At 63.5% G+C, this 26,760-nt stretch carries 21 protein-coding genes and 1 pseudogene; 11 read left to right on the plus strand and 11 right to left on the minus strand.

Annotated features, from left to right (window positions below):
• Positions 1–4: 4 nt before the first annotated feature.
• From BM408_RS21825 to BM408_RS21840, 4 genes are all read right to left on the minus strand, one after another.
• Positions 5–1,669, minus strand: coding sequence for a bifunctional 3-(3-hydroxy-phenyl)propionate/3-hydroxycinnamic acid hydroxylase (locus BM408_RS21825; protein ID WP_092132730.1), 1,665 nt, complete (start codon positions 1,667–1,669; stop codon positions 5–7).
• Positions 1,666–2,448 (minus strand): IclR family transcriptional regulator, encoded by a 783-nt coding sequence (locus BM408_RS21830; RefSeq protein ID WP_092132731.1) that lies wholly within the window; start codon positions 2,446–2,448, stop codon positions 1,666–1,668. Before BM408_RS21830 ends, BM408_RS21825 begins: the two co-directional genes overlap by 4 nt.
• Positions 2,449–2,479: 31 nt before the next feature.
• Complete coding sequence (locus tag BM408_RS21835; protein ID WP_092132733.1) at positions 2,480–3,304, minus strand: VOC family protein; 825 nt, start codon at positions 3,302–3,304, stop codon at positions 2,480–2,482.
• A 508-nt stretch (positions 3,305–3,812) separates the two neighbouring features.
• Complete coding sequence (locus BM408_RS21840) at positions 3,813–6,170, minus strand: ATP-dependent DNA helicase (RefSeq protein ID WP_092132734.1); 2,358 nt, start codon at positions 6,168–6,170, stop codon at positions 3,813–3,815.
• 168 nt (positions 6,171–6,338) lie between these two features.
• On the opposite strand from BM408_RS21840, the gene BM408_RS21845 reads away from it, so the two are divergent.
• Positions 6,339–7,289: a DedA family protein/thiosulfate sulfurtransferase GlpE gene (locus BM408_RS21845; RefSeq protein WP_092132736.1), complete on the plus strand. Its 951-nt coding sequence runs from the start codon at positions 6,339–6,341 to the stop codon at positions 7,287–7,289.
• Between the two features lie 418 nt (positions 7,290–7,707).
• Positions 7,708–12,849, plus strand: coding sequence for a PAS domain S-box protein (locus tag BM408_RS23205; RefSeq protein ID WP_254774911.1), 5,142 nt, complete (start codon positions 7,708–7,710; stop codon positions 12,847–12,849).
• Positions 12,850–12,868: 19 nt separating this feature from the next.
• Here BM408_RS23205 and BM408_RS21865 read toward each other — a convergent pair whose 3' ends face one another.
• Together BM408_RS21865 and BM408_RS21870 are read right to left on the minus strand one after the other, a co-directional pair.
• Positions 12,869–13,318 (minus strand): VOC family protein, encoded by a 450-nt coding sequence (locus BM408_RS21865; protein ID WP_092132737.1) that lies wholly within the window; start codon positions 13,316–13,318, stop codon positions 12,869–12,871.
• Between the two features lie 140 nt (positions 13,319–13,458).
• On the minus strand, positions 13,459–14,313 hold the full coding sequence (locus tag BM408_RS21870; protein WP_092132739.1) for a helix-turn-helix domain-containing protein: 855 nt from the start codon (positions 14,311–14,313) through the stop codon (positions 13,459–13,461).
• 231 nt (positions 14,314–14,544) lie between these two features.
• Here BM408_RS21870 and BM408_RS21875 point away from each other — a divergent pair, with 231 nt between their 5' ends.
• A complete protein-coding gene (locus BM408_RS21875; RefSeq protein ID WP_092132740.1) occupies positions 14,545–16,098 on the plus strand; it encodes an ABC transporter substrate-binding protein in 1,554 nt (517 codons plus the stop codon).
• Between the two features lie 51 nt (positions 16,099–16,149).
• Here BM408_RS21875 and BM408_RS21880 read toward each other — a convergent pair whose 3' ends face one another.
• Positions 16,150–16,545, minus strand: coding sequence for an EF-hand domain-containing protein (locus BM408_RS21880; protein WP_217649453.1), 396 nt, complete (start codon positions 16,543–16,545; stop codon positions 16,150–16,152).
• 145 nt (positions 16,546–16,690) lie between these two features.
• Complete coding sequence (locus BM408_RS21885; RefSeq protein ID WP_092132742.1) at positions 16,691–17,737, minus strand: endonuclease/exonuclease/phosphatase family protein; 1,047 nt, start codon at positions 17,735–17,737, stop codon at positions 16,691–16,693.
• 222 nt (positions 17,738–17,959) lie between these two features.
• Between BM408_RS21885 and BM408_RS21890 the strand changes: the two genes are divergently transcribed.
• The 5 genes and pseudogenes from BM408_RS21890 (at position 17,960) to BM408_RS21910 (ending at position 21,532) form a co-directional block, all read left to right on the plus strand.
• Positions 17,960–18,430, plus strand: coding sequence for an ArsR/SmtB family transcription factor (locus BM408_RS21890; protein WP_092132743.1), 471 nt, complete (start codon positions 17,960–17,962; stop codon positions 18,428–18,430).
• Complete coding sequence (locus BM408_RS21895; RefSeq protein WP_139237394.1) at positions 18,313–18,774, plus strand: SRPBCC family protein; 462 nt, start codon at positions 18,313–18,315, stop codon at positions 18,772–18,774. Before BM408_RS21890 ends, BM408_RS21895 begins: the two co-directional genes overlap by 118 nt.
• Positions 18,775–18,817: 43 nt before the next feature.
• Positions 18,818–19,195, plus strand: a complete 378-nt coding sequence (locus BM408_RS21900) for a VOC family protein (RefSeq protein WP_092132745.1) — start codon at positions 18,818–18,820, stop codon at positions 19,193–19,195.
• A 9-nt stretch (positions 19,196–19,204) separates the two neighbouring features.
• Positions 19,205–20,008, plus strand: a complete 804-nt coding sequence (locus tag BM408_RS21905; protein WP_092132746.1) for a DUF899 domain-containing protein — start codon at positions 19,205–19,207, stop codon at positions 20,006–20,008.
• Positions 20,005–21,532, plus strand: a pseudogene (locus BM408_RS21910) (MFS transporter). Before BM408_RS21905 ends, BM408_RS21910 begins: the two are co-directional and overlap by 4 nt.
• 22 nt (positions 21,533–21,554) lie before the next feature.
• Here BM408_RS21910 and BM408_RS21915 read toward each other — a convergent pair.
• The gene (locus BM408_RS21915) at positions 21,555–22,394 is read right to left on the minus strand and encodes a hypothetical protein (protein ID WP_092132748.1); all 840 of its coding nucleotides are present in this window, start codon (positions 22,392–22,394) and stop codon (positions 21,555–21,557) included.
• A gap of 334 nt (positions 22,395–22,728) precedes the next feature.
• Between BM408_RS21915 and BM408_RS21920 the strand changes: the two genes are divergently transcribed.
• Together BM408_RS21920 and BM408_RS21925 are read left to right on the plus strand one after the other, a co-directional pair.
• Positions 22,729–24,180, plus strand: coding sequence for a DHA2 family efflux MFS transporter permease subunit (locus tag BM408_RS21920; RefSeq protein WP_092132749.1), 1,452 nt, complete (start codon positions 22,729–22,731; stop codon positions 24,178–24,180).
• A gap of 15 nt (positions 24,181–24,195) precedes the next feature.
• The gene (locus BM408_RS21925) at positions 24,196–24,840 is read left to right on the plus strand and encodes a glutathione S-transferase family protein (RefSeq protein WP_092132751.1); all 645 of its coding nucleotides are present in this window, start codon (positions 24,196–24,198) and stop codon (positions 24,838–24,840) included.
• 44 nt (positions 24,841–24,884) lie between these two features.
• On the opposite strand, the gene BM408_RS21930 is transcribed toward BM408_RS21925, so the two are convergent.
• On the minus strand, positions 24,885–25,127 hold the full coding sequence (locus BM408_RS21930; protein WP_092132753.1) for a hypothetical protein: 243 nt from the start codon (positions 25,125–25,127) through the stop codon (positions 24,885–24,887).
• A gap of 147 nt (positions 25,128–25,274) precedes the next feature.
• Complete coding sequence (locus BM408_RS21935) at positions 25,275–25,523, minus strand: SlyX family protein (RefSeq protein ID WP_254774913.1); 249 nt, start codon at positions 25,521–25,523, stop codon at positions 25,275–25,277.
• Positions 25,524–25,675: 152 nt separating this feature from the next.
• Between BM408_RS21935 and BM408_RS21940 the strand changes: the two genes are divergently transcribed.
• Complete coding sequence (locus BM408_RS21940) at positions 25,676–26,392, plus strand: glutathione S-transferase N-terminal domain-containing protein (protein ID WP_092132756.1); 717 nt, start codon at positions 25,676–25,678, stop codon at positions 26,390–26,392.
• Positions 26,393–26,760 lie beyond the last annotated feature (368 nt).

The following is a 26,760-nucleotide window of genomic DNA, read 5'->3' on the forward strand; positions in this document are numbered from 1 at the left end:
CGGTCTACGCCGCTTGGGGGACGGAAGAAGGGCGCAGCAACTGTTGCAAGCGCGTGGTGAGGTCTGGGTCGTTGCGATCAAGGTAGGCCAGCACGTAGCGGTCCGGCCGCAGCAGCACGGCTTGCGCGCCGGCGCTGCGGATGATGGCCTCCAGCGTGCCGCCGCAGTCGCGCGCCGCTGCTGCACCGGCAGGCTTCAAAAAGTCATCGCTCTGCGCCACCAGCTGGATATGGCGGCAGGCCAGGCCTGCGACGGCCAGCACCGCCAGCGCGGCAGCAACGCCGCCATCTTCGGCATCGGCCAGGGACAGCAAGGCAAAACCGCTGCCGAGCACATCGTCCAGCGCGGCTTGCGAGCCGCCCGGCAGTTCCACGCGGGGCTGCGGCAACAGCTGCCCGGCCGGCACCAGTGCTTTGTCTGCTTTGCCGGCCTGGCCCGCCACAAAGAAGCCTTCAAAGAAGCGCGGCTTGGGCTTGAATTTGAGTTGCAGCACGTAGTCGCGCACCGGCGGCAAGACGCTGAAGAATTTGAGTGCACCTTGCGTCAACATCGCGGCCAGCGCCGATTTGGGCTGCATAAAGGTACCGATGCGCACTGCCATCTGGATCAACGACCAGGCATGCGGCTTGCGCTCCTGCTCATAACTCTCCAGCAAAGCAGCAGGCAGCCGCCCCTGCACCACGGCCGCTAGCTTCCAGGCCAGGTTGGCCGCGTCACGCACGCCGCTGTTCATGCCCTGGCCCGCAAAAGGCGGCGTCAGGTGCGCTGCGTCGCCGGCCAGCAGCACACGGCCTAACTTCCACCGCCCGGCCACACGCGCATGAAAGGCATACACCACCTTGCGCGTGATGGGCAGCTGCGCATCGGCCGGTTCACGGGCGTGGATCCAGCTGCGCACACGCGCCTCGTCCAGCATTTCGTCGGGGTCCTCGCCCTCATGCAGCATGAACTCGTAACGCAGCGTGCCGTCGGGCCCGGGCAGGCGTATCGCCGGGCGCGCCGGGTCGCAATAGGTGCGTGTGTGGCGAAAGGCCGAGTTGCGCTCCAGCAGGTCGACGATCAGCCATTTCTCGTCATAGGTGCTGCCGGTGAGGGTGATGCCCAGCTGCTCACGCACGCCGCTGCGCCCGCCGTCGCAGGCCACCAGCCAGTTGCAGCTGATGTGTTTGGTTGCACCGTCATGACGCAGCTCCAGGTGCACGGCCTCGCCAGCATCCCCTTCATCGCGAAACTTCACCAGCTCATGCCCGAACCAGATCGCCGAGCCGGCAAAGCGCTGCAGCCCGTCACGCAGCTGGCCCACCAGCACCTGCTGGCGAAAGGCATTGCGTTTGGGAAAGCCATGGTCCATGGCGTTAGGCTCGATGCGCGCAAACACCTTGCCGCGCCACGAGTAGTAGTGCACGCCGTAGCCCTGCACCACATTCGGCAGCACCTCGCTGATCAGTCCGGTTGCTTGCACGGTGCGCAGGCTCTCGTCGTCGATGGTCACCGCGCGTGGCTCGCCCACGGTATTGGTGTTGCGTTCGATCACCAGCGCGTTCACGCCTTGCACGCCCAGCAGGTTGGCCAGCATCAGGCCCGTGGGCCCGGCGCCCACGATCACAACGGGAAAGTGTTCTTCACCCGGCAAGGCGGGCACAGATGACAAAGGGAGTGGGGCGTTCATGGGGCTTCCGTTTTTTTGGTGGCGCGGGCTTTGTCGCGCTGGTCTTGCAGCCGGCCCTCAATACGGCCTGCCGCGCTTTGCAGCCGTGTCAGTGTGGTTTTGCGCAAGGGTGTGGTCAGGGCCGAGGCAGGCATCACCACGCTCAGGCTGCCCAGCAGGTGCTCACCGTCGCGCAGCGCGACTGCAAAGCCGACCGCGTCAGCGTCCACCTCGCCTTCGGTGATGCAGTGGCCGACTTCGCGGATGGCACGCAGCGCTTTGCCCAGTTGCGTGAAGTCATCGGGCAGGCCGGCCGCCACCAGCGTCTTGCGCTCGTTCGCCCACAGCTGCTTGAGCTGCGGCTGCGGCAGGTAGGCCAGGATGATCTTGGAGGTCGCGCCGCGGTACAGCGGCATGGCGCGGCCGCGCTCGTAACTCACCGACAGGGCAGGGTTCTTGCCCTTCACCTGGTGCAGGCACATCACCTTGCTGCCGTGAAAGCGGCACAGCAGCACCGTGCCGCCGGTTTGCTCGGCCAGCTTGCCCGGCAGTTCGTCGGCGGCCTGCAGCAACGGGTCGGCCAGGCGTATCTGCCGGTCCAGCTCCACCACCATGGGCCCCAGCACATAACCGCGGTCGGTCACGCGCTCCAGCAGGCCCACCGCCGCCAGTTGCCCCAGGTCGCGGTACACGCTTGCGCGCGACACACCAAGCTCTTTCATCAGCCATTCCGGCGTGATGACCGGACGGCTCAGGTTGAACAGGCCGAGGATGCGCAACATGCGGTGGGTGGCTGCCATGGTGGGTCCTTGTGTAAGGGGGCGCGTGGTTCTAGCTGCGCAAGATCGCCTTGCCCCATAAATTGAGCGTGCGCTCTTCATGCGGCCAGGTTCCGGCAGGGCGGCCGGGCGCGCAGTGCTCAATCTCCGACGAGATTTCGGCCAGGTTACCGTCGGGGTCGCGCACCATGAAAAACACATCGTTGCCCGGCCCGTGGCGGCCTATGCCCCACACGATGGGCACCTTCAGCGCCGCCATGTGGTCGCCCCATGTCTTCATGCTGGCCCAGTCGGGCGCTTCAAAAGACTGGTGGTCAAAGCAGGCAGCTGGTGCAAAAAACAAAGCCAGCGCATGGTGCAGCGCGTCGGTGCGCAGGAAGCAGGCGCGCAGTGCGCCTTCGCCGTCTTTCACCGCATCCGACAGCACAAAGCCCAACTGCTCCGTGTAGAAGGCCAGCATCTCCGGCAAGTTGGGTGTGCGCAGGGCAAAGTGCTGCAGCGTGGCCGGCGGCAATGTTGTCGCAATGGGTGAGGGCGGCTGCACAGGCTGCGTGAACACCACAAGGTTTCCGTCGGGGTCTTTCAGCGCAATCGCCTCGCCGGCGGCAAACCCGGCCGGCAAGGTTTGCTGCGGCAGGCCCTGCACACGCGCCGCAAACGCCTGCCAGGCGCCGGCATTGGCCAGCGCGTAGTGCGCATAACAAAGCTGGTTGGCCGCGCCCTGCGACAGCCTAAGCTCTCGCCCCGGGCCGCGGCAGAGGTAGCCGCCGTCCACAGGCTCCAGCGACAGGCCGTAGGTGCTGCTGTAAAAGCGCGCGGCCTGGAGCGGCTCGGGCGAATAAAGGTGAATGCAGTGCAGTGCGGCTTGCGGTTCCATGGTGCGGCTCTTGGTGTGAATCGGTGCCGCTACTCTCGCTTTTGCCTTCCACCCTGTCAAACAAAAATCTCAATATATGAGATTCTGTCGATATTTGAGATTTCCCCTCCAGCAGGGATCTGCAGTGTTCAAAAATCCTGCGCTATTAATTCAGGAGCTGCTCACGCCCGTTTTTATAGACCTGCGGGCCAATTCTTTATCGGTTTCCAGCGACGTACGCCCTGAGCCTGCTTGGCGGCAGGTCAGGCAACTACAGCCGCGTCAGCCATTCCCTACTTTCAGCAGGCCTTCAGGCTGGCATCACCGGCCCCGGGTGCGGCCTACATTGAAATTGTTCGTTAAACATCACTCTACTTAGGAGAAACTCTCATGCCCATCATTGCCTGGCTACTCGGCGTCCCCCTCAGTGTGGTTCTTATCCTGATGCTGCTGGGCGTGTTCTAAGCGCCTGCGGTTGACCCCAAGAAAAAGCCCGCGACTTGCGGGCTTTTTTGTGGGCGGGTCGTGCTTACAGTGCGGCCGCCGGCTCTTTACGCCGGGCGCGCAGGCGCTGCACGCGCCACCAGCCCGGCAGCAGGCTCTGGATCTCGGGGCGTGTGAAGCGGTCGTCAATCAGGTAAACCACACCGCGGTCCGAGGTGGTGCGTATCACCCGCCCCGCGGCCTGCACCACTTTTTGCAAACCCGGGTACAGATAGGTGTAGTCATAACTCTGGCCCGCGCCGAAGTTCACACCCATGCGCTCCCGGATCTGCTCGTTCACCGGGTTCACCTGCGGCAAGCCCAGCGTAGCGATGAAAGCGCCTATCAGCCGGTCACCCGGCAGGTCTATGCCTTCGGCAAACGAGCCGCCCAGCACGGCAAAGCCTATGCCCTGCGAGGCCTGCGTGAAGCGCGCCAGAAAGGCGTCGCGCGCGCTTTCCTCCATGCCGCGCGTCTGCTCCCATACCGTGATGTGTGGGTAGCGCTGGCGAAACAGCGTGACGAGCTTTTGCAGGTAGTCGTAGCTGCTTAAAAAAGCCAGGTAGTTGCCGGGCTGGCGCTCATACTGCCGCGCCATCAGGCCGACGATGGGCGAGAGTGAATCGTCCCGGTGCTGAAAGCGCGTAGAGACATCGCTCACCACCGACACCTGCAATTGCTCGGCCAGAAAGGGCGACTGCACCTCTGTCCACACCGTGCCGGCGGGCAGGCCCAACGTGTCGGCGTAGTAGTTTTGCGGGCTTAGCGTGGCAGAAAACAGCGCCGTCGACTGCGCCGCCGCAAAGCGCGGCGCCAGGAATGGCGCAGGCACCACATTGCGGATGTTCAGCACCGCCAGCTGCTGGCCCAGCACCTGGCCCATTGCGTCGCGGCCGGCGTCTTGCGCGTCCTGCAGCGTCACGTCAAAAATCGAATGCTCGCCAAAGTCTTCGGCCATGCGCGAAAAGTGCAGCGCCTCGAAATAAAAATCCTGCAGCTCGCCGTCCATGCGGGTCGGGTTGGCCAGCAAGAAGTCGGTGATCTGCGTCAGCGCCTGGCCCAGTGTTTTCAGGAAGGTCACGGGCAACTCGGGATGCACCTCGTAGGTCTCGCCCCGGGATTGCTGCGCCTGCTGCAGCTCCAGCAGGCCGCGGTTCAGCCGCTCCAGCGCGCCGCGCACCGCCCGGGGCGCCGTCGCGTGCACCTGCTGCAGCTGCGCCTGGCTCAGCGTGGCCGAATACATCTTGCGCGCGCGTTCCACCAGGTTGTGCGCTTCGTCTACCAGCACGCCCACGCGCCACTGGTTGCCGCTGGCCTGGCCGTGCAGCAGGGCGCTGGTGTCAAAGTAATAGTTGTAGTCGCCCACCACCACGTCCGACCAGGTCACCAGCTCCTGGCTCAGGTAGTAGGGGCAGACGTGATGTGTCAGGGCCACTTCGCGCAGCGCGGCTTTGTCCAGCGGGCCTTCGGCAGCGGCATGCGCCACCGCCGCGCTGCGCGCCTGCGGCAGCCGGTCATAAAAACCCTTGGCCAGCGGGCAGGCATCGCCGTGGCAGGCTTTGCCTGGGTGCTCGCAGGCCTTGTCGCGCGCCACCAGCTCCATCACGCGCAGCGGCAGGGCGCCGGCGGGCACGCTGCTTTTGATGCGCTCCATCGCATCCAGCGCCAGCCGGCGGCCCGGTGTTTTGGCGGCCAGAAAAAAGAGCTTGTCGAGCTGCTTTTTCGGCACCGCCTTGAGCAGCGGAAACACCGTGCCTATGGTCTTGCCGATGCCGGTGGGCGCCTGCGCCATCAGGCAGGCGCCGGCCTGCGCGGTTTTGTACACTGCCTCGGCCAGTTCGCGCTGCCCGGGCCTGAAGGCGGCATGCGGAAACGCCAGTGTGCCCAGCGCCGCATCGCGCGCCTGGCGGTGCGCGAGTTCCTGCGTGGCCCAGGCTAGAAAGCGCTCGCACTGCGTTTCAAAGTATTCCCTGAGCGTTGCGGCCGTGAAATGCTCGGTCAGCGGCGTTTCCTGCAGGCTGGCCACATCAAAGTAAACCAGCGTGAGATTGATGTCCGAAAGGTCTTTTTCCGCACACAGCAGCCAGCCGTAGATCTTTAATTGCGCCCAGTGCAGGTGGCGGCGGTTGTCGGCCATGCTGTGCACGTCGCCGCGGTAGGTTTTGACTTCCTCAAGCCGGTTCTCATCCGGGTCATAGCCGTCGGCGCGCCCACGCACCTTCAGGGCCTTGTACTCGCCCTCCAGGCTCACCTCAGCCTGATAGGCGCCGCCGCGCCGCGACGCGACCAGCGTATGGCCTGCCATGCCTTCCTGGGCGGAGGGCGAGGGCGTAAAGCGCAAGTCCAGGTCGCCATGCTTGGCCGTGAACTCGCACAGGGCCCGGACGGCTACAACGTATTGCAAGGGGTCGCTCTCTGGGGAAGAAAAGTGGGGTGGAAGGGCCATGGTAGCGCAGGCGCGGCAGCGGCCCCCATCCGAACCTTCCCTCCAGCGGGGGAAGGCGTAAAACTGAAACACACCATTACCGCCTCCGCCATTTACCGAAGCGCCGCAGCCGTCTACATTCCTTGCATGAACCAGATTATTTCGTGGCTAGAGCAATACGGCCTGGCCGCCGTTTTCCTGAATATCGGGCTGGAGCAGCTGGGCCTGCCCATTCCGGCCTATCCGGTGCTCATCCTCACCGGCGCCTTGAGTTTTAACGGCCAGTATTCCGCCGGCGGCCTGCTGTTTACGGCCGTGTTCGCCTGCCTGATCGCCGACAGCATCTGGTACTGGGCCGGCCACCGTTATGGCAGCCGCGTGCTCAAGACCCTGTGCCGCATCTCCCTCTCGCCCGACTCCTGCGTGCGCCAGACCGAATCCATCTTCACGCGCTGGGGCGTCAAGTCGCTGGTACTGGCCAAATTCATCCCCGGCTTTGCCTCGCTGGCCACTGCGCTGGCCGGGCGCACCGGCGTGCCCTTTGGCCGCTTCCTGCTGTTCGACGCCATCGGTGCGGCTTTGTACTCGGGTGTGGGCCTGGCCATCGGCATGGTGTTCCATGACGCGGTGGCCGATGTGCTGGCCATCTTTGAGCAGATGGGCCGCATCGGCCTCATGGTGCTGCTGGCGGCCTTTGCGCTTTTTCTGGCGCACAAATGGTGGCAGCGCCAGCGCTTTTACCGCCAGCTGCGCATGGCCCGCATTTCGCCGGAAGAGCTGGTCAAGCTAACACAAGCCAAACAACCCACCGTGATCCTCGATGTGCGCACCGAACTCGCCCGCGCCGGCGGCGGCATCATCCCCGGCGCGCTGCTCTGGTCAGACCCCGACCGCAAGATGGCCACGCTGGACCTTCCCCACGACGTCGCCGTCGTTGTTTACTGCGCCTGCCCCAACGACGCCTCCGCCGCGCAGGTGGCCAGGCGTTTGATGGCGGCGGGGTTTCGCAATGTGCGCCCTTTACATGGGGGCATCGACGCCTGGGAGGCCGCCGGGCTGGCGCTGGAGTACCCCGCATACCCCGCGCAGCCTGCCTGACGCTGCCGGCGGGCCGGCCCCGGGGGTGAATTTTCACCTTGCCTGGCGCGCTGAGGTATGCGTTCATGCAGCCATGCGCCACGCGATGCATCACAAAGCATCATGAACGCGCAACGAAGGGCTTCGGGAGAGGTCTTAAGTATGCAAATAAACTGCGTGCCGCCGCCAGAGTGCGGACGAAAGAAAACAGGGTGTTGTCCTATGGCGAATTTCGCTGCTGCGGCACACACTTGCGTTGCCGCGCGCGCCTGAAAATTGGATCATGAGCGCTTCATCGTTGTAAAGAAAACTCCATGCAGTGCATGACCTTTTGTTCGCCAGGCGCATCCTCCGCAAACCCCTGTGAGCTTCGCCTGCCGGGACTGCCTTTGTTGCCCTTGCAGTCCACTTCGCGCGCAGTGCGCATGCTGCAGGAGCCATGGTGAAAAGAGACGAAAGCCTTCTCGAAGAGAACGAACGCCTTCAGGCTGAAGCAGAGGCGCTGGCCGCCGCCAACGACAAGCTCAGGCAGGAGCTGGCGGAGCAGCAGCGCCTCGTCGAGACACTGCAAAACGATGTGCAGGGCCTGTGCAGCCTGGCCTCGATCTCGGCCGACTGGTATTGGGAGCAAGACGCCGACTGCCGCTTCATCGCATTTGCCGCTGAAAAAGTCTCCGACGGTTCGGACGAGGCCGACCTGAACAGCGCCCTCGGAAAAACCCGCTGGGAGCTGCCGGGCGCTTTCCCGCTGAGCATGTCCTGGGCCGACCACCGCGCGCTGCTTGACGCGCGGCAGGCGTTTCGCGACTTCGAATACATACGCGTACTGAACGACGGCATTGCCCACTACTTCTCGGCCAGCGGCGTGCCGGTGTTCGTCAATCACCGCTTCACCGGCTACCGCGGCACCACACGCGACGTCACGATGAGCCGGCGCACCGAAGAAAAAGAGCGCAAGGCCGCGCAGTTCCTCGACGACATCGTGGAAAACATTCCCATGGCCGTGCACCTCAAATCGGTGGAAGACGGCTTCAGGGTCGTGGCCTGGAACAAGGCAGCGGAAGACCTTTACGGCATCAAGCGCGATGAAGCCATAGGCCACACCGTGCGAGACCTGTGGCCCAAGGCGGATGCCGACCGCATGCATGCCTCAGACCTGGAGCTGATGGCCTCCGGCGACATGCAGGAATTCCCGGACCTGGCCGCGCAGGCCAGGGGCCGCGGGCGCATACGCGTGCACATGCGCAAGCTGCCGCTGAAAGACGCCAGCGGCGCCATCACCCACATCCTCGTCACGTCCGAAGACATCACCGAGCGGCTGATCGCCGAGGCCCGGTTGCGGCACAGCCAGGCTCGGTTTCGCAGCCTCACCCGTTTGTCCTCCGACTGGTACTGGGAACTCGACGAGAACTTTCGCTTCACCCGCCTGTCCGGCGGCATCACCGAGCAGGCCGGTGTGTCCCTCAGCGACTACCTCGGCAAGACCCGCTGGGAGATCGACACCAACCCGCGCAACCGCGCCGCCTGGATGGAACACCGCGCGCAGCTCGAGCGGCACGAAACCTTTCGCAACTTTGAATACGAGCACCGGCACAAGGACGGCCGGGTGCTGGTATTCAGCATCAGCGGCGAGCCCGTGCTGGATACGCAGGGCGCTTTCACCGGCTATCGCGGGGTAGGCACCGACATCACCGAGCGCAAACAGTCCGAAGCCGCACTGCGCGCTGGTGAGGCGCGCTTTCGCGCGGTGGTCGGGGCCCTGGCCGAAGGCGTGGTGCTGCGTGATGCCGACGGAAACATCATCGACTGCAACACCAGCGCCGAGCGCATCTTCGGCAAGAGCCTGGCGCAGATCAAGGGGCTGCCCTCGGCCGCGCTGGACTGGGAGCGGCTGCGTGAAGACGGCTCGCCCATGCCGGAAGACGAGTGGCCCAGCGTCGTCGCCCGGCAGACCGGCCAGACGCAGAGCAACTCGGTCGTTTGCTACCGCCGGCCCGACGGCAGCATCATGTGGGGCCTGGTCAATGTGCAGCCCCTTTTTGACGGCGACACCAATGTGCCGACCGGCTTCGTTACCTCCATTGCCGACATCACCAAAAGAAAGCAGGCCGAGATCGAAATCGTCCGGCTCAACGTCGACCTGGAAACCCGCGTCTCGCGCCGCACCGCCCAGCTCGAAGCCGCCAACAAGGAGATCGAGGCCTTCTCGTACTCCGTCGCGCACGACCTGCGCACACCGCTCAGCACTATCGACGGTTTTTGTGTGCTGCTTGAAAAATCCATGCCTGAGGCCAAGGACGAGCGCGCCCGGCATTACACCAGCCGCATACGCAGCAGCGTGCGGCGCATGGGCGAGCTCACGGATGGTTTGTTGTCGCTCGCGCGCCTCTCACGCACCAGCCTTGTCTGGGCACCGGTCGATATCAGCGCCGAGGCCGAGGGTATTTTGCGCAGGCTCAAGGACGCCAACCCTGCACGCGAGGCCGCCGTCACGGTAGAGCCCGGCCTGGTGGCGCGCGCCGACCGCGCCCTGCTCGGTCAGGTGCTTGAGAACCTGATCGCCAACGCCTGGAAGTTCAGCTCGAAAAAGCCGCGCACCGAAATCACAGTCGGTCGGCAAGAGGGCGCGGGCTCGCCGGCCGTGTACTTTGTCAAAGACAACGGCGCCGGCTTTGACATGGCCTATGTCGACAAGCTCTTCGGCACTTTCCAGCGCCTGCATGCCCCCGAAGAATTCACCGGCAGCGGTATAGGCCTGGCCACCGTCAAGCGCATCATCACCCGGCACGGCGGCAAGATCTGGGCGCAGTCCACGGTGGGTGAGGGCAGCACTTTTTACTTCTCGCTAGGCGGCAACCAGGCCAATGTCGGGCTCGGCGATGCGGTGGACGAAGACTCGGGCTTTATGCTGGCCGATCCGTCATTGGGCATTCCTTTCAGCAGCGACAACGATGCCTTCCTGCTCAAAGACCAGCAGTTCAGCAATGCGTTCGAGCATGCCGCCATCGGCATGACGCTGATCGGCATCGACTCGCGGCGGCTCAAAGTTAACAACGCTTTTTGCCAGATGCTGGGCTACTCGGAAGCAGAGATGCTGGCGCGCTCCATTTATGACCTGACGCACCCGGACGACATCGCCTGGGACCTGGAGCAGCGCAAGCGGGCGCTGGCGGGCGAGATCGAGTCATTCCAGGTCGAGAAGCGCTACATCCACAAGCTGGGCCACACCGTGTGGGGCTATATGAGCTGCTCCCTGGTGCGCGACGAAGACCGCAAGCCGATTCACTTCATCGCGCAGATCCAGGACATCACCGAGCGCAAGCAGACCGAGCAGGTCCTGCGCGAGCGCGAGGAGCGCTTTCGCGCGCTCACCGCGCTGTCGTCCGACTGGTTCTGGGAGCAGGACGAGAATTTCCGCTTCGTTGAAATTTCAGGTGACGCACCGCATGTCTCGGGCATCACGCACAAGGCCTACGGCAAGACACCATGGGAGCTGAACCACGTCAACATGAGCGACGCCGTCTGGGCCGAGCACAAGGCCACACTGCAGCGGCACGAGGTTTTCCGCAATTTTGAAAGCATACGGCGCGATGTCAACGGCACCATCCGCTACCTCAGCATCAGCGGCGTGCCGATCTTTGACGAGATGGGTCGCTTTACCGGCTACCGCGGCACCGGCCGTGACACCACCGAGTGGCGCCGCATCACCGAGGCCTTGCGCACCAGCGAGTCGCAGCTGCGCGAGATCACAGACACCGTGCCGGCCTGGATCACCTATGTCGACGTCGACCAGCGCCTGAGCTTTTACAACCGTGCCTACCAGGAGGCCTTCGGCTTGTCGCACGAAGAGCTGGACGGCAGGCCGCTGCGTGAAGTGCTGGGCGACGAGATCTATGAAATCGCGCGGCCCCGTATTGAAGAGGTGCTGCGCGGTTATCCGGTGGTTTATGAGCGCTCGCAAAAAACAGCGCGCGGCGACGTGCGCGACTACGTCATCAACTACTTCCCGCGCTACGGCGATGGCGCAGACGAAGGCAAGGTGGTCGGCTTTTATTCGCTGGCCAATGACATCACCGAACTCAAGCGCATGGACCGCATGAAAAGCGAGTTCGTCTCCACCGTCAGCCATGAGCTGCGCACGCCGCTTACCTCGATACGCGGCTCGCTGGGCCTGATCTCGGGTGGTGTGGCCGGCCAGCTGCCGGAGGCCGTCAAGACGCTGGTGGGCATCGCCAAGAGCAACTGCGAGCGCCTCATCCGGCTGATCAACGACATCCTGGACATTGAAAAAATTGAATCCGGCAAGATGACGCTGGACTTGCAGACCGTGGCGCTCCAGCCCCTGCTCGAGCAGGCGGTGGCGGCCAACGAAGGCTATGGCAAGGAAAAGAACGTAAGCCTGACTCTGGTGTTCGAGCAAGAGGAGGGCGAAGAGCCGATGCAGGTCCGGGCCGACAGCGACCGCCTCACGCAGGTGGTGACCAACCTGCTGTCGAACGCCATGAAGTTTTCGCCGGCTGACGGTGTCGTCGAAATCCATGTCTCGCGCAGCGTGCGCCACGTGCGCGTGGAAGTGCGCGACCGCGGGCCCGGCATTCCGGAAGAGTTCCGAAAACGCATCTTCCAGAAGTTCTCGCAGGCTGACTCGTCCGACACGCGTCAAAAGGGCGGCACCGGCCTGGGTCTGAATATTTCACGCGCCATCATCGAGCGCCTGGGCGGCAGCATCGGCTTTGACACCCGCACTGGCGAGGGCACCACCTTTTTCTTCGAGCTGCCCGAGTGGCAGGAGCCGCAGCCCACTGTGACCTCGGTGATGCACACCGGCCTGCCGCGCATCCTGATCTGCGAGGACGACCGCGACATCGCCCGCCTGATCGGCCTGATGCTGGAGCGCGCCGGCTTTGACCCCGACACGGTGTACAGCGCCGAAGAAGCCCTGGCGCGACTGGAGAGTGAGCGCTACGCCGCCATCACGGTCGACTTGAAGCTGCCCGGCCAGGACGGCATCTCGCTGATCCGCACGCTGCGCGCGCAATTACCCACGCGCGATGTGCCTGTGGTGGTGGTGTCGGCGTCGGCCGCCGAAGGCCGGGTGCGCTTTAACGAACAGTCGCTCACCGTGTCGGACTGGCTGGAAAAGCCCATCGATGAAAACCTGCTGGTGCTGGGCGTGCGGCGCGCCATTGCCGGCGCGGCAGAGAGCCGGCCCGTCATCCTGCATGTGGAGGATGACCCCGATATCCAGCGCATCGCCGCGGCCATCGCGCAGGATTTTGCGACCTTTGTCTTTGCCGGCACGCTGACCGAAGCACGCGCGCGGCTGCAGGAGCAGCGCTTTGACCTCGTCCTGCTGGACCTGAGCCTGCCGGAAGGCTCGGGCTGGGATTTGCTGGCCGACATCGAGACGCAGAACCGGCCGCCGCCGGTGGTGATTTTCTCGGCGATGGAAGTTGACCGTGTGCAGGCAGCGCGGGCCGACGCCGTGCTGATCAAGGCCAAGACCTCCAACGCCGAGCTGTTGGAGACGCTGCAGCGCGTGCTGGCGCAGGGCCGGTTTTTCCCGCCTTCGCGGATCTGAGCCCGCCAGAGCCGCCGTCTCAGGACGACGGTGAATTCATGATCTCGGTGTAGCGGCGCTGCATTTCTTCAGGCGCCATCTCTTCAATGCTGTGCCCCACGCTCCAGCGGTGGCCAAAGGGGTCGCGAAAGCTGCCCGAGCGCTCGCCATAGAAGTGGTCCGCCGCCGCCATCTCCAGCGTGGCGCCGGCCTTCAGCGCGCGGGCGATCACCGCATCGCAGTCGTCCACATGCAGGTGCAGCGTCATCGCCACCGGCGCGCCCGGCACCGGCCCTGTTATGCCCAGCTCCGGGTACTCGCCCGAGATCATCAGGATGGTGCTGCCAAACACCAGCTCGGCGTGGCCGATGCGGCCGCTGGGTTCGGTCAGGCGAAATTTCTCCGTCGCCCCAAACACCGAGATGTAAAACGCGATGGCGTCCACCGGGTTCTTGATGTGGATGTAGGCATACAGTTCGTGAATGGCCATGGTGTCTCCGGGCTTGGGATGTGGATAAAGAGAGGTGAAAGCAGACAGTGGGCAAAGTCTAGCCCGCGCCGCCCGGACCGTCTTGAACAAAATTGACATGCCGCCGTGGACAGCGCAGCCGCACTTCGCATCAAGCAGCTTCAGGCCCTGGCCGCCACCGCCACATGGTTGGCCGACTCAGGCCGCGCCAGCCGGTACTGCTCCGGCGTCACGCCCGAGAACTCGCGAAACTCGCGGTTGAAATGCGGCTGGTCGGCGTAGCCCGCTTCCATCGCCACCAGCGCCAGGCTTGGGGGGATAGAGGGCGCGCCGCCGCGTGCTGCCTGCATCTTTTGCATGAGGCTTAGCGCTTTCTGAAAACGCTGCACACGGCCATACAGCTTGGGCGGCAGGCCCACCGCCTGCGAAAACAGCCGGATGAACTGCCGGTGGCTGTAGCCGCTGCGCAGCACCACTTCTTCCACACGCATGCCGGCGTCCAGTTGAGCCAGTGCCCGCTTGATGGCGGGGTTCACGCTGTTTGCCGATGAGCCGGCCAGGCGCCGCAGCAGCAACGCCTCAAAGGTGCGCAGCTTGTCTTCGGGTGTGGGCGCGGCCAGCAACTGCTCACGCATCAGGCCGGCGCTGCTGCCCCATATATCTTCCAGCCGCACATGCCGGCCCGCCAGTTCGTCGGCCGGCAGGCCCAGCAAAGCCTGCGCGGCGCCGGGCAGCAGCTGCATGCCGATGGCGGGGCCCGTCCCGGCCATGTCTTTTGCATAAAAGCCGGCCCGTGCGCCGCCGACCAGTGCATGGCCCAGCTGCGCGCCGGTGGTGTCCGCGGCGTCCTTGAAGATGCGCACCGCCGGCCCGTCCAGGCGAAACACCAGGTGCATCAGGCCGGTGGGCATCACGTGCTCGCGGGCCTGCACGCGCGGGCCGCCGCCGGGTGCGGGTGCGCTGAACCACGCCGTCTTGATCAAGCCGGCCAGTTGGGGATGAGGAGGGCGCTGCATGGCAAGTAAGGGGTGAGGGGCCTTGCCAGCAGTCTAGGGGATGGGCTGCGGCGGGGATAGCACCTGTTGGCCATCAAACGGCCATGCGGCAGCCCGGCCTTTCATTCTTCCGCTGAATGGAAATTTAATTTCACAAATAGCGCTTACATCTCAGGGTAAACGCTTACATATTATGACAATTAGCCAAATATCCTACGGATTCTGAAAATTACTTTCACTTAGGAGCACCTTATGGCTTACCGCACAGATACCCGCCAAGTGCTTTCCGCGCTGGCTTTTGGCCTGCTGGCCCTGGCGCAGGGCGTCATGCCCGCGCAGGCCCAGACCAGCCCTTCGGCCTTGAACCTTGCCATGGTGGGCGAGCCGCCCTCGCTGGACCCGATGCAGGCCACCACCGACCTGGTCGGCACCATCATGCAGCACGTGTATGAGCCGCTTTACACCTTTGACGCCAAATGGAACGTCGTGCCCATGCTGGCCGACGGCATGCCGCGTTATTCGGCCGACGGCAAGGTTGTCACCATCACGCTGCGCAAGGGCGTGAAGCTGCATTCGGGCCGCGTGCTCGATGCCGAAGACGTGATCGTCAGCCTCAAACGCTGGATCAAGGAAGCGCCGCGCGGCAAGGCCGTGGGCAAGGAAATCGTTGATTTGAAGTCCACCGCGCCATTGACGGTGGAGCTCACGCTGCGCAACCCGTATGCGCCGCTGCTCGCCCAACTGGCGCTGCCCAGCGGCATGGCCGCCATCATGGCCAAAGAGGCCGTGCAGATTCCGCTGCGTGACTTTGTCGGCACCGGCCCCTACAAATTCAAGGAGCGCCGCACCGACCAGTTTGTGGTGCTGACGCGTTTTGACGGCTACACCGCCCGCAAGGAGCCTGCCAACGGCTACGGCGGCAAGCGTGAAGCCTTTGTCGACGAGCTGCGCTTCATCCCGGTGCCCACACCCAACACGCGTGTCGAAGGCGCGATGTCCGGCCAGTTCCACTTTGCCGACCTGCTGCCCATAGACGCACTGGCCCGCCTGGAAAAAGCCGGCGGCCGCGCCAGTGCGGTGATCACACCGGCCTTTGGTTTTCCGTACCTGGTGTTCAACACGCGTGAAGGCATTAACGCCAACAAGGGCGTGCGCCAGGCCATCCAGACCGCCATCGGCCCCGGCGAAATGATGGCCGCCGGTTTTGGCGACACGCGTTTCTTCACCGCTGAAGCCAACCACTTCCCGCTGGGCTCGCCCTACTATTCGGCCGCGGGCGCCGACAGCTATAACCAGCGCGACCCCGTCAAGGCCAAGGCCCTGGCCGAAGCCGCCGGCTACAAAGGCGAGACGATCCGCATCCTGACCAGCCGCCAGTACGACTTTCACTACAACATGGCCGTCGTCATGGCCGAGCAGCTCAAGCGCGCCGGCATCAAGGCCGAGCTGACAGTGGTCGACTGGGCCACGCTGGTGCAGCGCCGCAACGACTCCGCCGCCTGGGATATTTATGTGACGCACTCGGGCCTGCTGCCTGAACCGATGTTGTCGCCGCCGCAATTGGGCGACGGCGCACCCGGCTGGTGGAACACCCCGGGCAAACAGGCCGCGCTGCTGGAGTTCAACCACACGCCGGTGCCCGCCAAGCGCGCGCCCATCTGGGGCAAGGTGCAGCAGCTGGTGTATGACGAAGTGCCTTACATCGACATCGGCAAGTTCAACAGCCTCTCAGCCAAATCCACCAAGCTGGAAAACTACCAGCCGGCGCTGTGGCCCTTTTTCTGGAATGTGAAGCTCAAGAACTGAGCAAGCTGCAACTGGAGCCTAGCCGTGCGGCCACAAGCTGCACGGTTTTTTTTATGGCTGCCTGCTTTTGTTCATCGCGTTGTCGAACTCTTCGCGCGAAAGAAAACCGTCCTTGTTGACGTCGGCTTCGTCAAAATGTTTGGAGACGCCGCGAAAGTTGGAGGCCTCGTCGCGGCTGACCTTGCCGTCGCCGGTCTTGTCCATGAACTTGAAGGCGCGCTCCAGGTCTTTGGGGTCGTATTTGAGGACGACCGCTGCGGGGGCGGAGGATGTGGTTGCGGGCGCAGAAGCCGCAGCGGCCGGCTCAGGGGTCTGGGCTTGTGCGTGTGTGGCGAGCAAGGCAGCGGCTGCGGCCAGAGCCAGCAAAGACCCGAGCATCAGGATGCGGGGGCGGGTCAAAGCGGAAGACGCGTTGGTGGCTGTCGTCGTTATCGTGGGCTTGTTCATGGGCGTCCTGCAAGAGTGATCAATAAGCACCATTGGATGCTACCCCTGGCCCTAAAGCCAGTGTTCTTGCAGGGTGTTGCGCCGGTTTACATGCGGGTGTCAGCCGGACACACTTCTTTGCGTGAGATATCGCGCCATTCCAACTTTAGAGCTTGAAATCAAGAAAAACGGCGCAATGGTCAGACGCCACATTGCTGCTCGAAACCAGCTCAAAGCGCTCGTACTGGAAATCAATGATCTCGGGGTTGGGGTCGTCTTCCATCGCCTCAACCTTGACCTGCTTGGGCAAATAGCCGCCGTCCACCTTTTTGGATTCAGACCTGAAGCCGATGCCGCGGCGCTCGATGTAGATGCCGTCTTTCTTCAGTTTGCCCGACAGCGCCGGCGACAGCAGCACATGGTCCAGTTGCGAGACGCTGTTCTTGGCCTTCCAGTAATGCGTCCAGCGCTCCTCGGGCGCCAGCGTGGCCAGCGCGTCGACCAGGCCGGCCTTCACGCACAGGCCTGAGAGCTGGGGCGCCAGCGGCGTGTCGTTCAAGTCGCCCAACACCGCGAAGTAGCCTGACTTGAATTCGGGGCCGGGAAAGCGCTCCTTCAGCAGCTTCACCACCGTGTCGGCCTGCAACTTGCGTTTCAGGTTGGCGCTGGCGCGCTCCTTGGCCTTGGCTTCTTCATTGGCGCCCATGGCCAGCTTGGACTTGAAGTGGTTGATGAACAGGGTGACGGGCGTTGTCTTCTTCACGCGCACGCGTACCTCCAGGCAGTCGCGGCTGAAGATGTATTTGTCGGCAGCTTTGTCGTCCACATGGGTGGTGATGCTGTCGATGGGGTATTTGGAGAGAATGCCCACGTCGATTTGCCGCAGGTCGCGCGAGTCCAGCACCACCACGTAGGGGTAGGCCCCGCCCAGAAAGCGGTCATTGAATTCGCGCAGCGCGATCAGGCTTTCGACCTCCTGCACGCACACCACATCGGGCTGTACGGTGTTGCCCTGCGTGATCGCCAGCGCCGCCAGCTTGCGCTGCTCGGCGTTGAAGATTTCGAACGCGCCCTTCTGGTACAGCGGCAGGTAACCGGTGTTGCTTGATGCGGTCCCCGCCACCGCACTCTTGCCGCCCTGGTCGCCGGGAAAGGTCTTCCCGAACTTGTAGCGCACAAACAGGTTGTTGACGTTGAAGTTGCACAGCAGCATGGCGAGCCTCCCCAGGCGGTGATGATTGTGAGCAGGCAGTTTAGGCAGCGCCAAAGCGCGCCGCATCCTCTAGTTGAGGTATCAGCGTCGGTGTTTTTGATGAAGACTTGATGACGGGCTTGTGTGCCCAATGTGGACAGCCTGCTCAACATCACACAAAGAAACAGTTTTGTATTGGCGCCGGGTTGACAAGTCACGCCGTGTTGTTCAATACTAAGCTAAATGGTTAAGTATAAAGATGATGCCGAAGACGACTCCCTCAATGCCGTGTTTGCCGCGCTCGCAGACCCGACCCGCCGCAAGGTGTTGCGGGACCTGGAGCAAGGCAATCTCTCGGTAGGCGAGCTGGCGCAGCCGCACGGCATGTCATTGCCCGGCTTCATGAAGCACCTGCGGGTGCTGGAAGAAGCCGGTCTTGTCACCCGCGCCAAAGACGGGCGGGTGGTGAACCTGGCCATCGCACCCGAGCCCATGCAGGAGGCCGCCATGTGGCTTTCCCGTTACGAGAAATTCTGGTCCGTGCGTCTGGACGCGCTGGGCCGTTACCTTTACCGACAAGAGGAGTTGAACCCGCCATGGAAAGAAGCACAACGCAAGGCAAGCCGCAAGGAAGATCGTCCGTCGACTTCACCCGGCACTACCCCGTCAGCCCCGAAAAAGTCTGGCGCGCGTGGACCGACCCGCAAGCGCTAGCGCAGTGGTTCGGCCCCGAGCCGGACAGCAAGGTCACCATCGCCGACATGGACGTGCGTGTGGGCGGCCGCTACCACATCCAGTTCGGCGTGCCGGGCCAGGAGACCCACAACTGCGAAGGCACCTACCTCGAAGTGGAGCCCTACAGCAAGCTGGTGTTTGACTGGGGCTGGAAGAGCACACCCGAACGCATCTCGCTCGTCACCATCACGCTCAAGCCCTCGGGCAAGGGCACCGAGCTGGTCTTCAAACACGAAAAATTCCACGACCAGGCCGCCCGCGACAGCCACAACGAAGGCTGGGGCGGCGCCTTCCGCAAACTCGACAAACTGCTCATTGCCTGAAGCACGCGCCATGCAATAACACCGGCCCTTGAAAGGACTCACCATGCTAGCCAACCGAAACGCCATGGCGACCATCGCCGTCAAGGACCTCGCCGCCGCGCAAAAATTTTATGAAGGCAAGCTGGGCCTGACACGGCTGGCCGACGATGAAGAGGGCGTACTCAACTACCAGAGCGGCACCGCCAATATCGTGGTGTATGTCTCCGCCTTTGCCGGCACCAACAAAGCAACATCCGCCACCTGGGCCGTGGGCGACGAATTCGACAGCATCATGAAAACCCTCAAAGTCAAAGGCGTGGTGTTTGAACACTACGACATGCCGGGCATGACGCTGCAGGGAGATGCGCATGTGGCCGGCGACTACAAGGGCGCCTGGTTCAAAGACCCGGACGGCAACGTCCTGCACATCCTCAATCGATAGGAGCCTGCCGTGAAGTCAAGCATCCAGAATCCTGCCAACCCCGCCGCCCATTCGGTGGTCTCCAAAGACGAGTGGCTGGCCGCCCGCCGCATGCTGCTGGCCCGCGAAAAAGAACTCACTGCCCACCGCGACCTGGTCAACGCAGAGCGCCGCCGCCTGCCCTGGCTGAAGATCGACAAAGACTATGTATTCGACGGCCCCGCGGGCAAAGAAGCCCTGGCCGATTTGTTCGAGGGCCGCAGCCAGCTCGTGGTCTACCACTTCATGTTCGGCCCCGGCTGGAAGGAAGGCTGCCCCAGTTGCTCCTTTGTGGCCGACCATATCGACGGCCTGCTGCCACACCTGGCGGCACGTGACATCACGCTGGCCGTGGTCTCACGCGCGCCGCTGCAAGAGCTGGCCGCGTTCCGCCGGCGTATGGGCTGGGGCTTTAAATGGGTCTCGTCTTTCGGCACTGATTTCAACCATGACTTCCACGTGTCTTTCACGCCTGAAGAGCTGGCCACCGGAAGGTTTGATTACAACTACCGCATGAATGAGGTGGAAGGCGAAGGCATGCAAGAGTGGCATGGCGTCAGCGTCTTCAGCCAGGACGGGCTGGGCAACGTCTTTCACACCTATTCAAGCTACGCGCGCGGCGCGGACTTGCTGGTGGGCGCCTACAACTACATGGACCTCACCCCCAAGGGGCGCGACGAAGAAGGCCTTCCCTTCACCATGAGCTGGCTGCGCCACCACGATAAATATGAACGGGACAACGCCGGCCGCCAGCCTGCGCAAGCGTGTTGCCACGCCCAGGCGGGCGCCGCATGACGGCCTCACCCAAAGCCACGCGCCGCGACTGGATAGGGCTGGCCGTCATCGCCTTGCCCTGCCTCTTGTATTCGATGGACCTCACGGTGATGAACCTTGGCCGTGCCGCACCTGAGCGCCGAGCTCAAGCCCACCGGCGCGCAGCTTTTGTGGATGGTCGACGTCTACGGCTTCATGATTGCCGGCTCGCTCATCACCATGGGCACGCTGGGCGACCGCATTGGCCGGCGGCGCTTGCTGCTGATAGGCGCGGCCGCATTTGGCGCTGCATCGGTGCTGGCGGCGTTTTCCACCAGTGCCGAGATGCTGATCGCCACCCGCGCACTGCTGGGTGTAGCCGGGGCAACGCTCGCGCCGTCCACGCTCTCGCTGATCCGCAATATGTTTCTGGATGCCAACGAGCGCACCGTCGCCATCGGCGTGTGGATCACCAGTTATTCCGTCGGCGGCGCGATCGGCCCGCTGGTGGGCGGTGTGCTGCTTGAGCATTTCTGGTGGGGCTCGGTATTCCTGGTCAGTGTGCCGGTGATGGTTTTGTTGCTGTTGCTCGGCCCGGTGCTGCTGCCTGAATACCGTGACCCCGACGCAGGCAAGCTTGACCTGCTGAGTGCGGCGCAGTCGCTGGCCGCCGTGCTGGCCGTCATCTACGGCCTCAAGCGCATCGCCGAGGGTGGCGTGGGCTGGGTGGCTGCGGTGTGCATCCTGGTGGGGCTGGCGATTGGCGCGGCCTTTCTGCGCCGGCAGCGCACACTGGCCAATCCGCTGATTGACCTGGCCTTGTTCCGCGTGCCGGCCTTCAGCGCTGCGCTGGCCATCAACACTTTTTGTTTCTTTGGGGCCTTCGGCGCATTTCTGTTTATCGCGCAGTATTTGCAGCTGGTGATCGGCCTCTCGCCGCTGGAGGCGGGCCTGTGGTCGGTGCCTTCGGCGCTGGGCTTTGTGGTGGGCTCCATGCTGGCGCCTGTGATTGCGCAGCGCATCCGCCCCGGGCTGGCGGTCACCGGCGGGCTGGCGCTGGCATTTGTGGGTTTTGGGGTGCTGACGCAAGTCGGCGGCGCCACGGGCCTGGCCACACTGGTCACCGGCAGCGTGATCTTTTCATTGGGCCTGGCGCCGGTGGTCACTTTGGGCACCGACCTCATCGTCGGCTCCGCGCCGCCCGAGCGCGCCGGTGCGGCGGCGGCGATTTCAGAAACCAGCTCGGAGTTTGGCGGCGCGCTCGGCATCGCGGTGCTGGGCAGTGTGGTGACCGCCGTGTACCGCCATGCGATGGAGGGCACCGTACTCAGCGGTGTGCCCACCGCGGCAGCGGAGGCCGCGCGCAGCACGCTGGGTGGCGCTGTTGCGGTGGCGGCTGAATTGCCAGGCGCCAGCGGCACAGCTTTGCTGGATACGTCACGCGACGCTTATGCGCAGGCCTTTCAGGTGACGGCCGGCATCAGTGCCGCGCTGGTGTTGGGCACGGCGATTCTGGCGGCCTTCATGCTGCGGCAGGCACGCGCAGGCACCGAGTCCGCGGCTTGAGGCGAACGGAGGCCGCTTGCGTTTAGAACCGCACCTTCAGAAAGGCCGACGGCCCCTTGAGCTTGACGCGAAAGCGCGCATTGTTGGCGTCCGAGCGGTGCAGGTCGATGTCGGTGAGGCCGTAGTCCAGCACTACGCCCACATTCTTCACCGGGAACCATTCCACCCCCACGGCGGCGTTGTAGATTTCGCCGCGCACGCTGTCGCCGGTCTTCTTCACGCCCGAGGCGTCGGCAAACAGGCGCAGGTCGGGCGTGAGGGCATGCCTGACACCGATTTCCAGCAGTGGCGCCACCGCGTCGTCGCTATAGCTTTCGCTGATGCTGCCGTTGGCGGCGCCGACTGCGGCATTGGCGTTCAGGTCCAGCCCCACGCGGTAGTAGGCCGCGCCGGCGCCCAGGCCCAGCACCGTGTTGCCCGAGCCGAACCACCACTTGTAGGCCAGCTTGGCAAAGTCGATCTTCACATCCAGGTTGGCGTTGCCCGTGGTGGTCACGGTGCCGTTACCCACATTGAAATTGCTGGCCAGCGACTCGGAGTAGCCACGCTTGAACTGGTAATAGTCAAACGACAGGCCCTGGCTGTCAAACAGCAGCACATCGGCTTTGATGCGCGGCATGGTTGTGCTGCTACTGTCGACATTGCCCGAGTCCAGCCGCCCGAAGCGCGTATTGACCCCGGCGTTAAAGGTCGGGTCCGCGTGAAAGGCGCCAATCGAAAAACTCGCGCGGTCCAGCGCGGGCGAGGGCTCGGCCAGCGCCGGCAGGCTCGCGCTGCTGAGCACGGCCAGGGTGCCCAGGCCGGCAAGCTGGCGGGCGATGCGTTGATGTTGAGTGAGGCGGCGCAGATGAGGCAACGGCATGAAATAAGTCCCTTGGCAAAGAGTGAACTGATGAATGGAGCGGGGTATGGATCAGTGCGCGGCGGCTCACGTCTCCTGCCCCTCAAAATAATCAAAGGCACTGTCGCCCTCTATCCGTCAAAAGCCGTTGGCTTTGTAGGACGCGAGCGATTACAAAGTTGCGGCGGGCGCATCGCATCGACGCTGCGGGGCCAATGTGGACAGGGCTGAATATTCGGCGCCCGTCTCCTGTTTTAATCTGCGTTTATCTGCGCCATCTGCGGATAAAGATTCAGGTATTCATTGACATATCCATTCATTGATTCGTTGAAATATGAGAGAGGAGAAACCGTAAATGAAAAAAGACATGGACAGCCGCAAGCGCTGGTGGGCCCTGACGGTCTTGTGCCTCGGGGTGCTGATGATCGTGCTCGACACCACCATCGTGAACGTGGCCCTGCCTTCCATCCGCACCGACCTGCATTTCACCGAGACCTCGCTGGTTTGGGTGGTCAATGCCTACATGCTCACCTTTGGCGGCTTCCTGCTGCTGGGCGGGCGGTTGGGTGATTTGTATGGTCACCGCCGGCTCTTCCTCGCGGGGCTCACGCTCTTTACCGTGGCCTCGGCAGCTTGCGGGCTGGCCAACTCGCAGGCGCTGCTCATCGTGGCGCGCGCTGTGCAGGGCCTGGGCGGCGCGGTGGTGTCGGCGATTTCGCTTTCACTCATCATGAATTTGTTTACCGAGCCGGCCGAGCGCGCCAAGGCCATGGGTGTCTACGGTTTTGTCTGCGCCGGCGGCGGCAGCATTGGCGTGTTGCTGGGCGGCGTGCTGACGGATTCGCTGAGCTGGCACTGGATCTTCCTGGTCAACCTGCCCATAGGCGCCGCGGTGTTTGCGCTGTGCGTCATGCTGCTGCCGGGTGGCAAGGGCCAGGGCAATGCCAAGCTCGATGTGTGGGGCGCGATCACCGTCACCACCTCGCTGATGCTGGCCGTGTACGGCATCGTCAACGGCAATGAGTCCGGCTGGCTCTCGGGCCAGACGCTGGGCCTGCTGGGCGTGGCGGCTGTGTTGATGGCCATCTTCCTTGTCATTGAAGCCAAGGTGCAGACGCCGCTGGTGCCGCTGAGCATGTTCCGTCTGCGCAATGTGGCCGTCGCCAATGTGGTGGGCGTGCTGTGGGCGGCCGCCATGTTTGCCTGGTTTTTTATCTCTGCGCTTTACATGCAGCTGGTGCTGGGCTACAGCGCCATGCAGGTGGGTCTGGGCTTTCTGCCGGCCAACCTGATCATGGCGGCATTCTCGCTGGGCCTCTCGGCCAAGATCGTCATGCGCTTTGGCATACGCGCGCCGCTGTCGGCCGGGCTGCTGCTGGCGGCTGTGGGCCTGGCGCTGTTTGCGCGCGCGCCGGTGGGCGGCAGTTTTGTGATCGACGTACTGCCCGGCATGCTGCTGCTGGGCCTGGGTGCGGGCGTTGCCTTCAACCCCGTGCTGCTCGCCGCCATGAGCGATGTGGACCCGAGCGAGTCCGGCATTGCCTCGGGCGTGGTCAACACTTCTTTCATGATGGGCGGCGCTCTGGGCCTGGCCGTGCTGGCCAGCCTGGCGGCGGCGCGTACCTCGTCGCTGGCGGCGGGCGGCGCAGAAGCGGTGGCAGCACTTAACGGCGGCTATCAGATCGCGTTTGTGGTCGGGGCTGTGTTTGCAACGCTGGCCGCTGTGCTGGGCGCGGTGCTGTTGCGCACGGGCGCCGCAGCCGGGGCGCAAGCCGCGGGCGGGGCCGCGCCGGAAGCCGGGCACTAAGCCTCGGGGGCCGTCATGCTCAAGGTTTACGGTTTCTCAAAAGTCAACGCAGGCGCGCGCGGCCACACCCGCGACCTGCGCGTGCTGTGGGCGCTCGAAGAGCTGCAACTGCCCTTCGAGATTGCCGGCATGGACCACCCCGCCCATGACCTGAACACCGAAGCCTATCGCCGGCTCAGCCCTTTTGAGCAGATCCCGGCGATCGACGACGATGGGCTGGTGGTGTCCGAATCCGCGGCCATCGTTCTCTACCTCGCGAGGAAAGCCGGCCGCCTGATTCCTGGCGACCTCGCCGGCGAAGCGCAGGTCACGCGCTGGTGCTTTGCCGCGATGAATTCGATAGAGATGCCCTTGCTGGCCCTGATGGTGCTGGACTGGACTGCCGACAGCAGTTGCGGCAAGCACCGCGAGTTCCTGGCGGGCTGGGTGGACATGCGGCTGGGCAACCTGGAGCGCTGGCTGGCAGACCGCGAATTCATCGCGACCGGTGAATTCACCGTCGCCGACATCCTGATGGCCCATGTGCTCTCGTCGGGCATCAAAGACGAAAGCCTGATCGCGCCGTATCCGGGCGTGGCGGCATACCGCGACCGTTGCCTGGCCCGGCCCGCGTGGAAGCGGACCTTCAAGGCCTACTGCGAGCGGGTTGAAGCGGGGTAGCGTGGGGGAGGGCGCGGAGATAGCGCGGAGATAGTCCGCAGCCCTCAATAAACGCCGAACAGCGCCCGTATCTCGTCGCCAGCGGTGCGGCCGTGTTTGGTGCTGGTGTACTTGTCGCCCACGTCTGCACACTTTTCCATGATCAGCAGCGTGTATTCCTGCAACTGCGGGCTGAGGGCTTCACCCTCCACCATCACGCCGGCCAGCTTGGCCAGGTTCACCAGCTGGGTGTCGGAGATGGAACCGATGGAAAAGTCCGATGACTTGAAATCAGGAGGAAGTGGCATGGGATGCACCTGCTAACGGGTTGTCTGCCGGGAGCTTAGTCCAGGCATATGACACCGGTATTCAGTTTTTTCCCTAAGAGGCCGGTTTGTTACTTTTGGCTGTTACTTCTTGATGCGCGGCCCCGCTTCACCCCGGAAGGCCGTGCGTCAGAAGTGCGGCGGCAGCTCGTCGCGCAGGCTGCGCGCGGTGGTGATGTCGCCGTCGCGCACCGGGCTGGCCTTGAGCTCGGCCACCTCACGCAGCAGGGCGTCGATTTGCTGCTGCTGGCGCACGATGACCTTGTCGAGCTGGTCCAGCAGGTCTTCTGTAAAGCTGGCCTTGATTTCGAGTTCGGTCAGGCGTTCGTCGGTGTTGCTCGCGGGGGCTGTGTTGCCGGTGTCAGGTGGTGCTTCCATCCCCGTATTGGACATGAGTTTTGGGACTGAATTGGCGCGAATTGGCGCCCCGGCCGGGTAAATGCCCCGCCGCGCGCAGGTTTGGGCGGCTTGGGCTACATTGGCGCTGAAATTCCCCCTCACTCTCTATCATCTTTGTTTGCAGCCACACCATGACAAAACTCAAAAGCTTCCCCAAAGACTTCCCCATCACCCAAAAATGGCCCGCCCAGCACCCTGACCGCATCCAGCTGTATTCACTGCCCACGCCCAACGGCGTCAAGGTGTCCATCCTGCTTGAAGAGCTGGGCCTGCCCTATGAGCCGCACCTGGTGAGCTTTGAAACCAACGACCAGTTCTCGCCGGCGTTTCTCTCGCTCAACCCCAACAACAAAATCCCCGCCATCATTGACCCGAACGGCCCTGACGGCCAGCCACTGGCCCTGTTTGAATCCGGCGCCATCCTGGTCTACCTGGCGGGCAAGGCGGGCAAGCTCATCCCCGCGGACACCGCAGGCCGTTATGAAACCCTGCAGTGGGTGATGTTCCAGATGGGTGGCATCGGGCCCATGTTTGGCCAGCTCGGCTTTTTTCACAAGTTTGCCGGCAAAGAGTACGAAGACAAGCGTCCGCGTGATCGTTACGTTGCCGAGTCCAAGCGGCTGCTTGGGGTGCTTGATCAGCGGCTTGAAGGGCGCAAGTGGGTGATGGGGGATGAGTATTCCATCGCCGACATTGCCATCTTCCCCTGGGTGCGTAACCTCAATGGCTTTTATGAAGCTGGTGGGTTGGTGGAGTTTGATAGCTTCTCTAATGTGAAGCGGGTGTTGGCGGCTTTTGTGGCGCGGCCTGCGGTGGTGAAGGGGTTGGCTATTCCCAAGCGGGGTTGATGGGTCGGGTCTTGCTCCGGCGTTAGCGCTCTTTGCTGAGGGTGGCTGGCCGGGGTTGCCCGGCGGCAACTCACTTTTCTTTGCTTCGCCAAAGAAAAGTAAGCAAAAGAAAGGCGACCCTACTGTCTGCGTCCCCTGCGCTGCGCTCCGGGGCAACCTGCGGTGCTCGGTTCAGGCGGGGTCTCGCTCGAACTCGCTTCGCTCAGACAATCGCGATCCCTGATCCGCCTGAACCTGCGCTCCTCGGCGCAGACAGAAGGGGTGGAGACAGAAATACCAATACCGAATACCAAACAGCCGAAGACAGAAACCCGAATACCAGAAGAAACAAGGACTCGCCATGGCGAGTCCTTGTTGGTTTTTTGTCT

This window comes from Polaromonas sp. YR568 (assembly GCF_900116715.1).
Taxonomy (GTDB): domain Bacteria; phylum Pseudomonadota; class Gammaproteobacteria; order Burkholderiales; family Burkholderiaceae_C; genus Polaromonas.

Excerpts from the sequence above, each read along its gene's own strand:
- BM408_RS21835 (WP_092132733.1), bottom strand. The coding sequence starts at position 3,304 with ATGGAACCGCAAGCCGCACTGCACTGCATTCACCTTTATTCGCCCGAG.
- BM408_RS21845 (WP_092132736.1), top strand. The coding sequence starts at position 6,339 with ATGAACCAGATTATTTCGTGGCTAGAGCAATACGGCCTGGCCGCCGTT.
- BM408_RS21925 (WP_092132751.1), top strand. The coding sequence starts at position 24,196 with ATGCTCAAGGTTTACGGTTTCTCAAAAGTCAACGCAGGCGCGCGCGGC.
- BM408_RS21825 (WP_092132730.1), bottom strand. The coding sequence starts at position 1,669 with ATGAACGCCCCACTCCCTTTGTCATCTGTGCCCGCCTTGCCGGGTGAA.
- BM408_RS21830 (WP_092132731.1), bottom strand. The coding sequence starts at position 2,448 with ATGGCAGCCACCCACCGCATGTTGCGCATCCTCGGCCTGTTCAACCTG.
- BM408_RS21940 (WP_092132756.1), top strand. The coding sequence starts at position 25,676 with ATGACAAAACTCAAAAGCTTCCCCAAAGACTTCCCCATCACCCAAAAA.
- BM408_RS21920 (WP_092132749.1), top strand. The coding sequence starts at position 22,729 with ATGAAAAAAGACATGGACAGCCGCAAGCGCTGGTGGGCCCTGACGGTC.
- BM408_RS21875 (WP_092132740.1), top strand. The coding sequence starts at position 14,545 with ATGGCTTACCGCACAGATACCCGCCAAGTGCTTTCCGCGCTGGCTTTT.
- BM408_RS21885 (WP_092132742.1), bottom strand. The coding sequence starts at position 17,737 with ATGCTGCTGTGCAACTTCAACGTCAACAACCTGTTTGTGCGCTACAAG.
- BM408_RS21900 (WP_092132745.1), top strand. The coding sequence starts at position 18,818 with ATGCTAGCCAACCGAAACGCCATGGCGACCATCGCCGTCAAGGACCTC.
- BM408_RS23205 (WP_254774911.1), top strand. The coding sequence starts at position 7,708 with ATGGTGAAAAGAGACGAAAGCCTTCTCGAAGAGAACGAACGCCTTCAG.
- BM408_RS21865 (WP_092132737.1), bottom strand. The coding sequence starts at position 13,318 with ATGGCCATTCACGAACTGTATGCCTACATCCACATCAAGAACCCGGTG.
- BM408_RS21895 (WP_139237394.1), top strand. The coding sequence starts at position 18,313 with ATGGAAAGAAGCACAACGCAAGGCAAGCCGCAAGGAAGATCGTCCGTC.
- BM408_RS21890 (WP_092132743.1), top strand. The coding sequence starts at position 17,960 with ATGGTTAAGTATAAAGATGATGCCGAAGACGACTCCCTCAATGCCGTG.
- BM408_RS21880 (WP_217649453.1), bottom strand. The coding sequence starts at position 16,545 with ATGAACAAGCCCACGATAACGACGACAGCCACCAACGCGTCTTCCGCT.
- BM408_RS21870 (WP_092132739.1), bottom strand. The coding sequence starts at position 14,313 with ATGCAGCGCCCTCCTCATCCCCAACTGGCCGGCTTGATCAAGACGGCG.
- BM408_RS21930 (WP_092132753.1), bottom strand. The coding sequence starts at position 25,127 with ATGCCACTTCCTCCTGATTTCAAGTCATCGGACTTTTCCATCGGTTCC.
- BM408_RS21915 (WP_092132748.1), bottom strand. The coding sequence starts at position 22,394 with ATGCCGTTGCCTCATCTGCGCCGCCTCACTCAACATCAACGCATCGCC.
- BM408_RS21935 (WP_254774913.1), bottom strand. The coding sequence starts at position 25,523 with ATGGAAGCACCACCTGACACCGGCAACACAGCCCCCGCGAGCAACACC.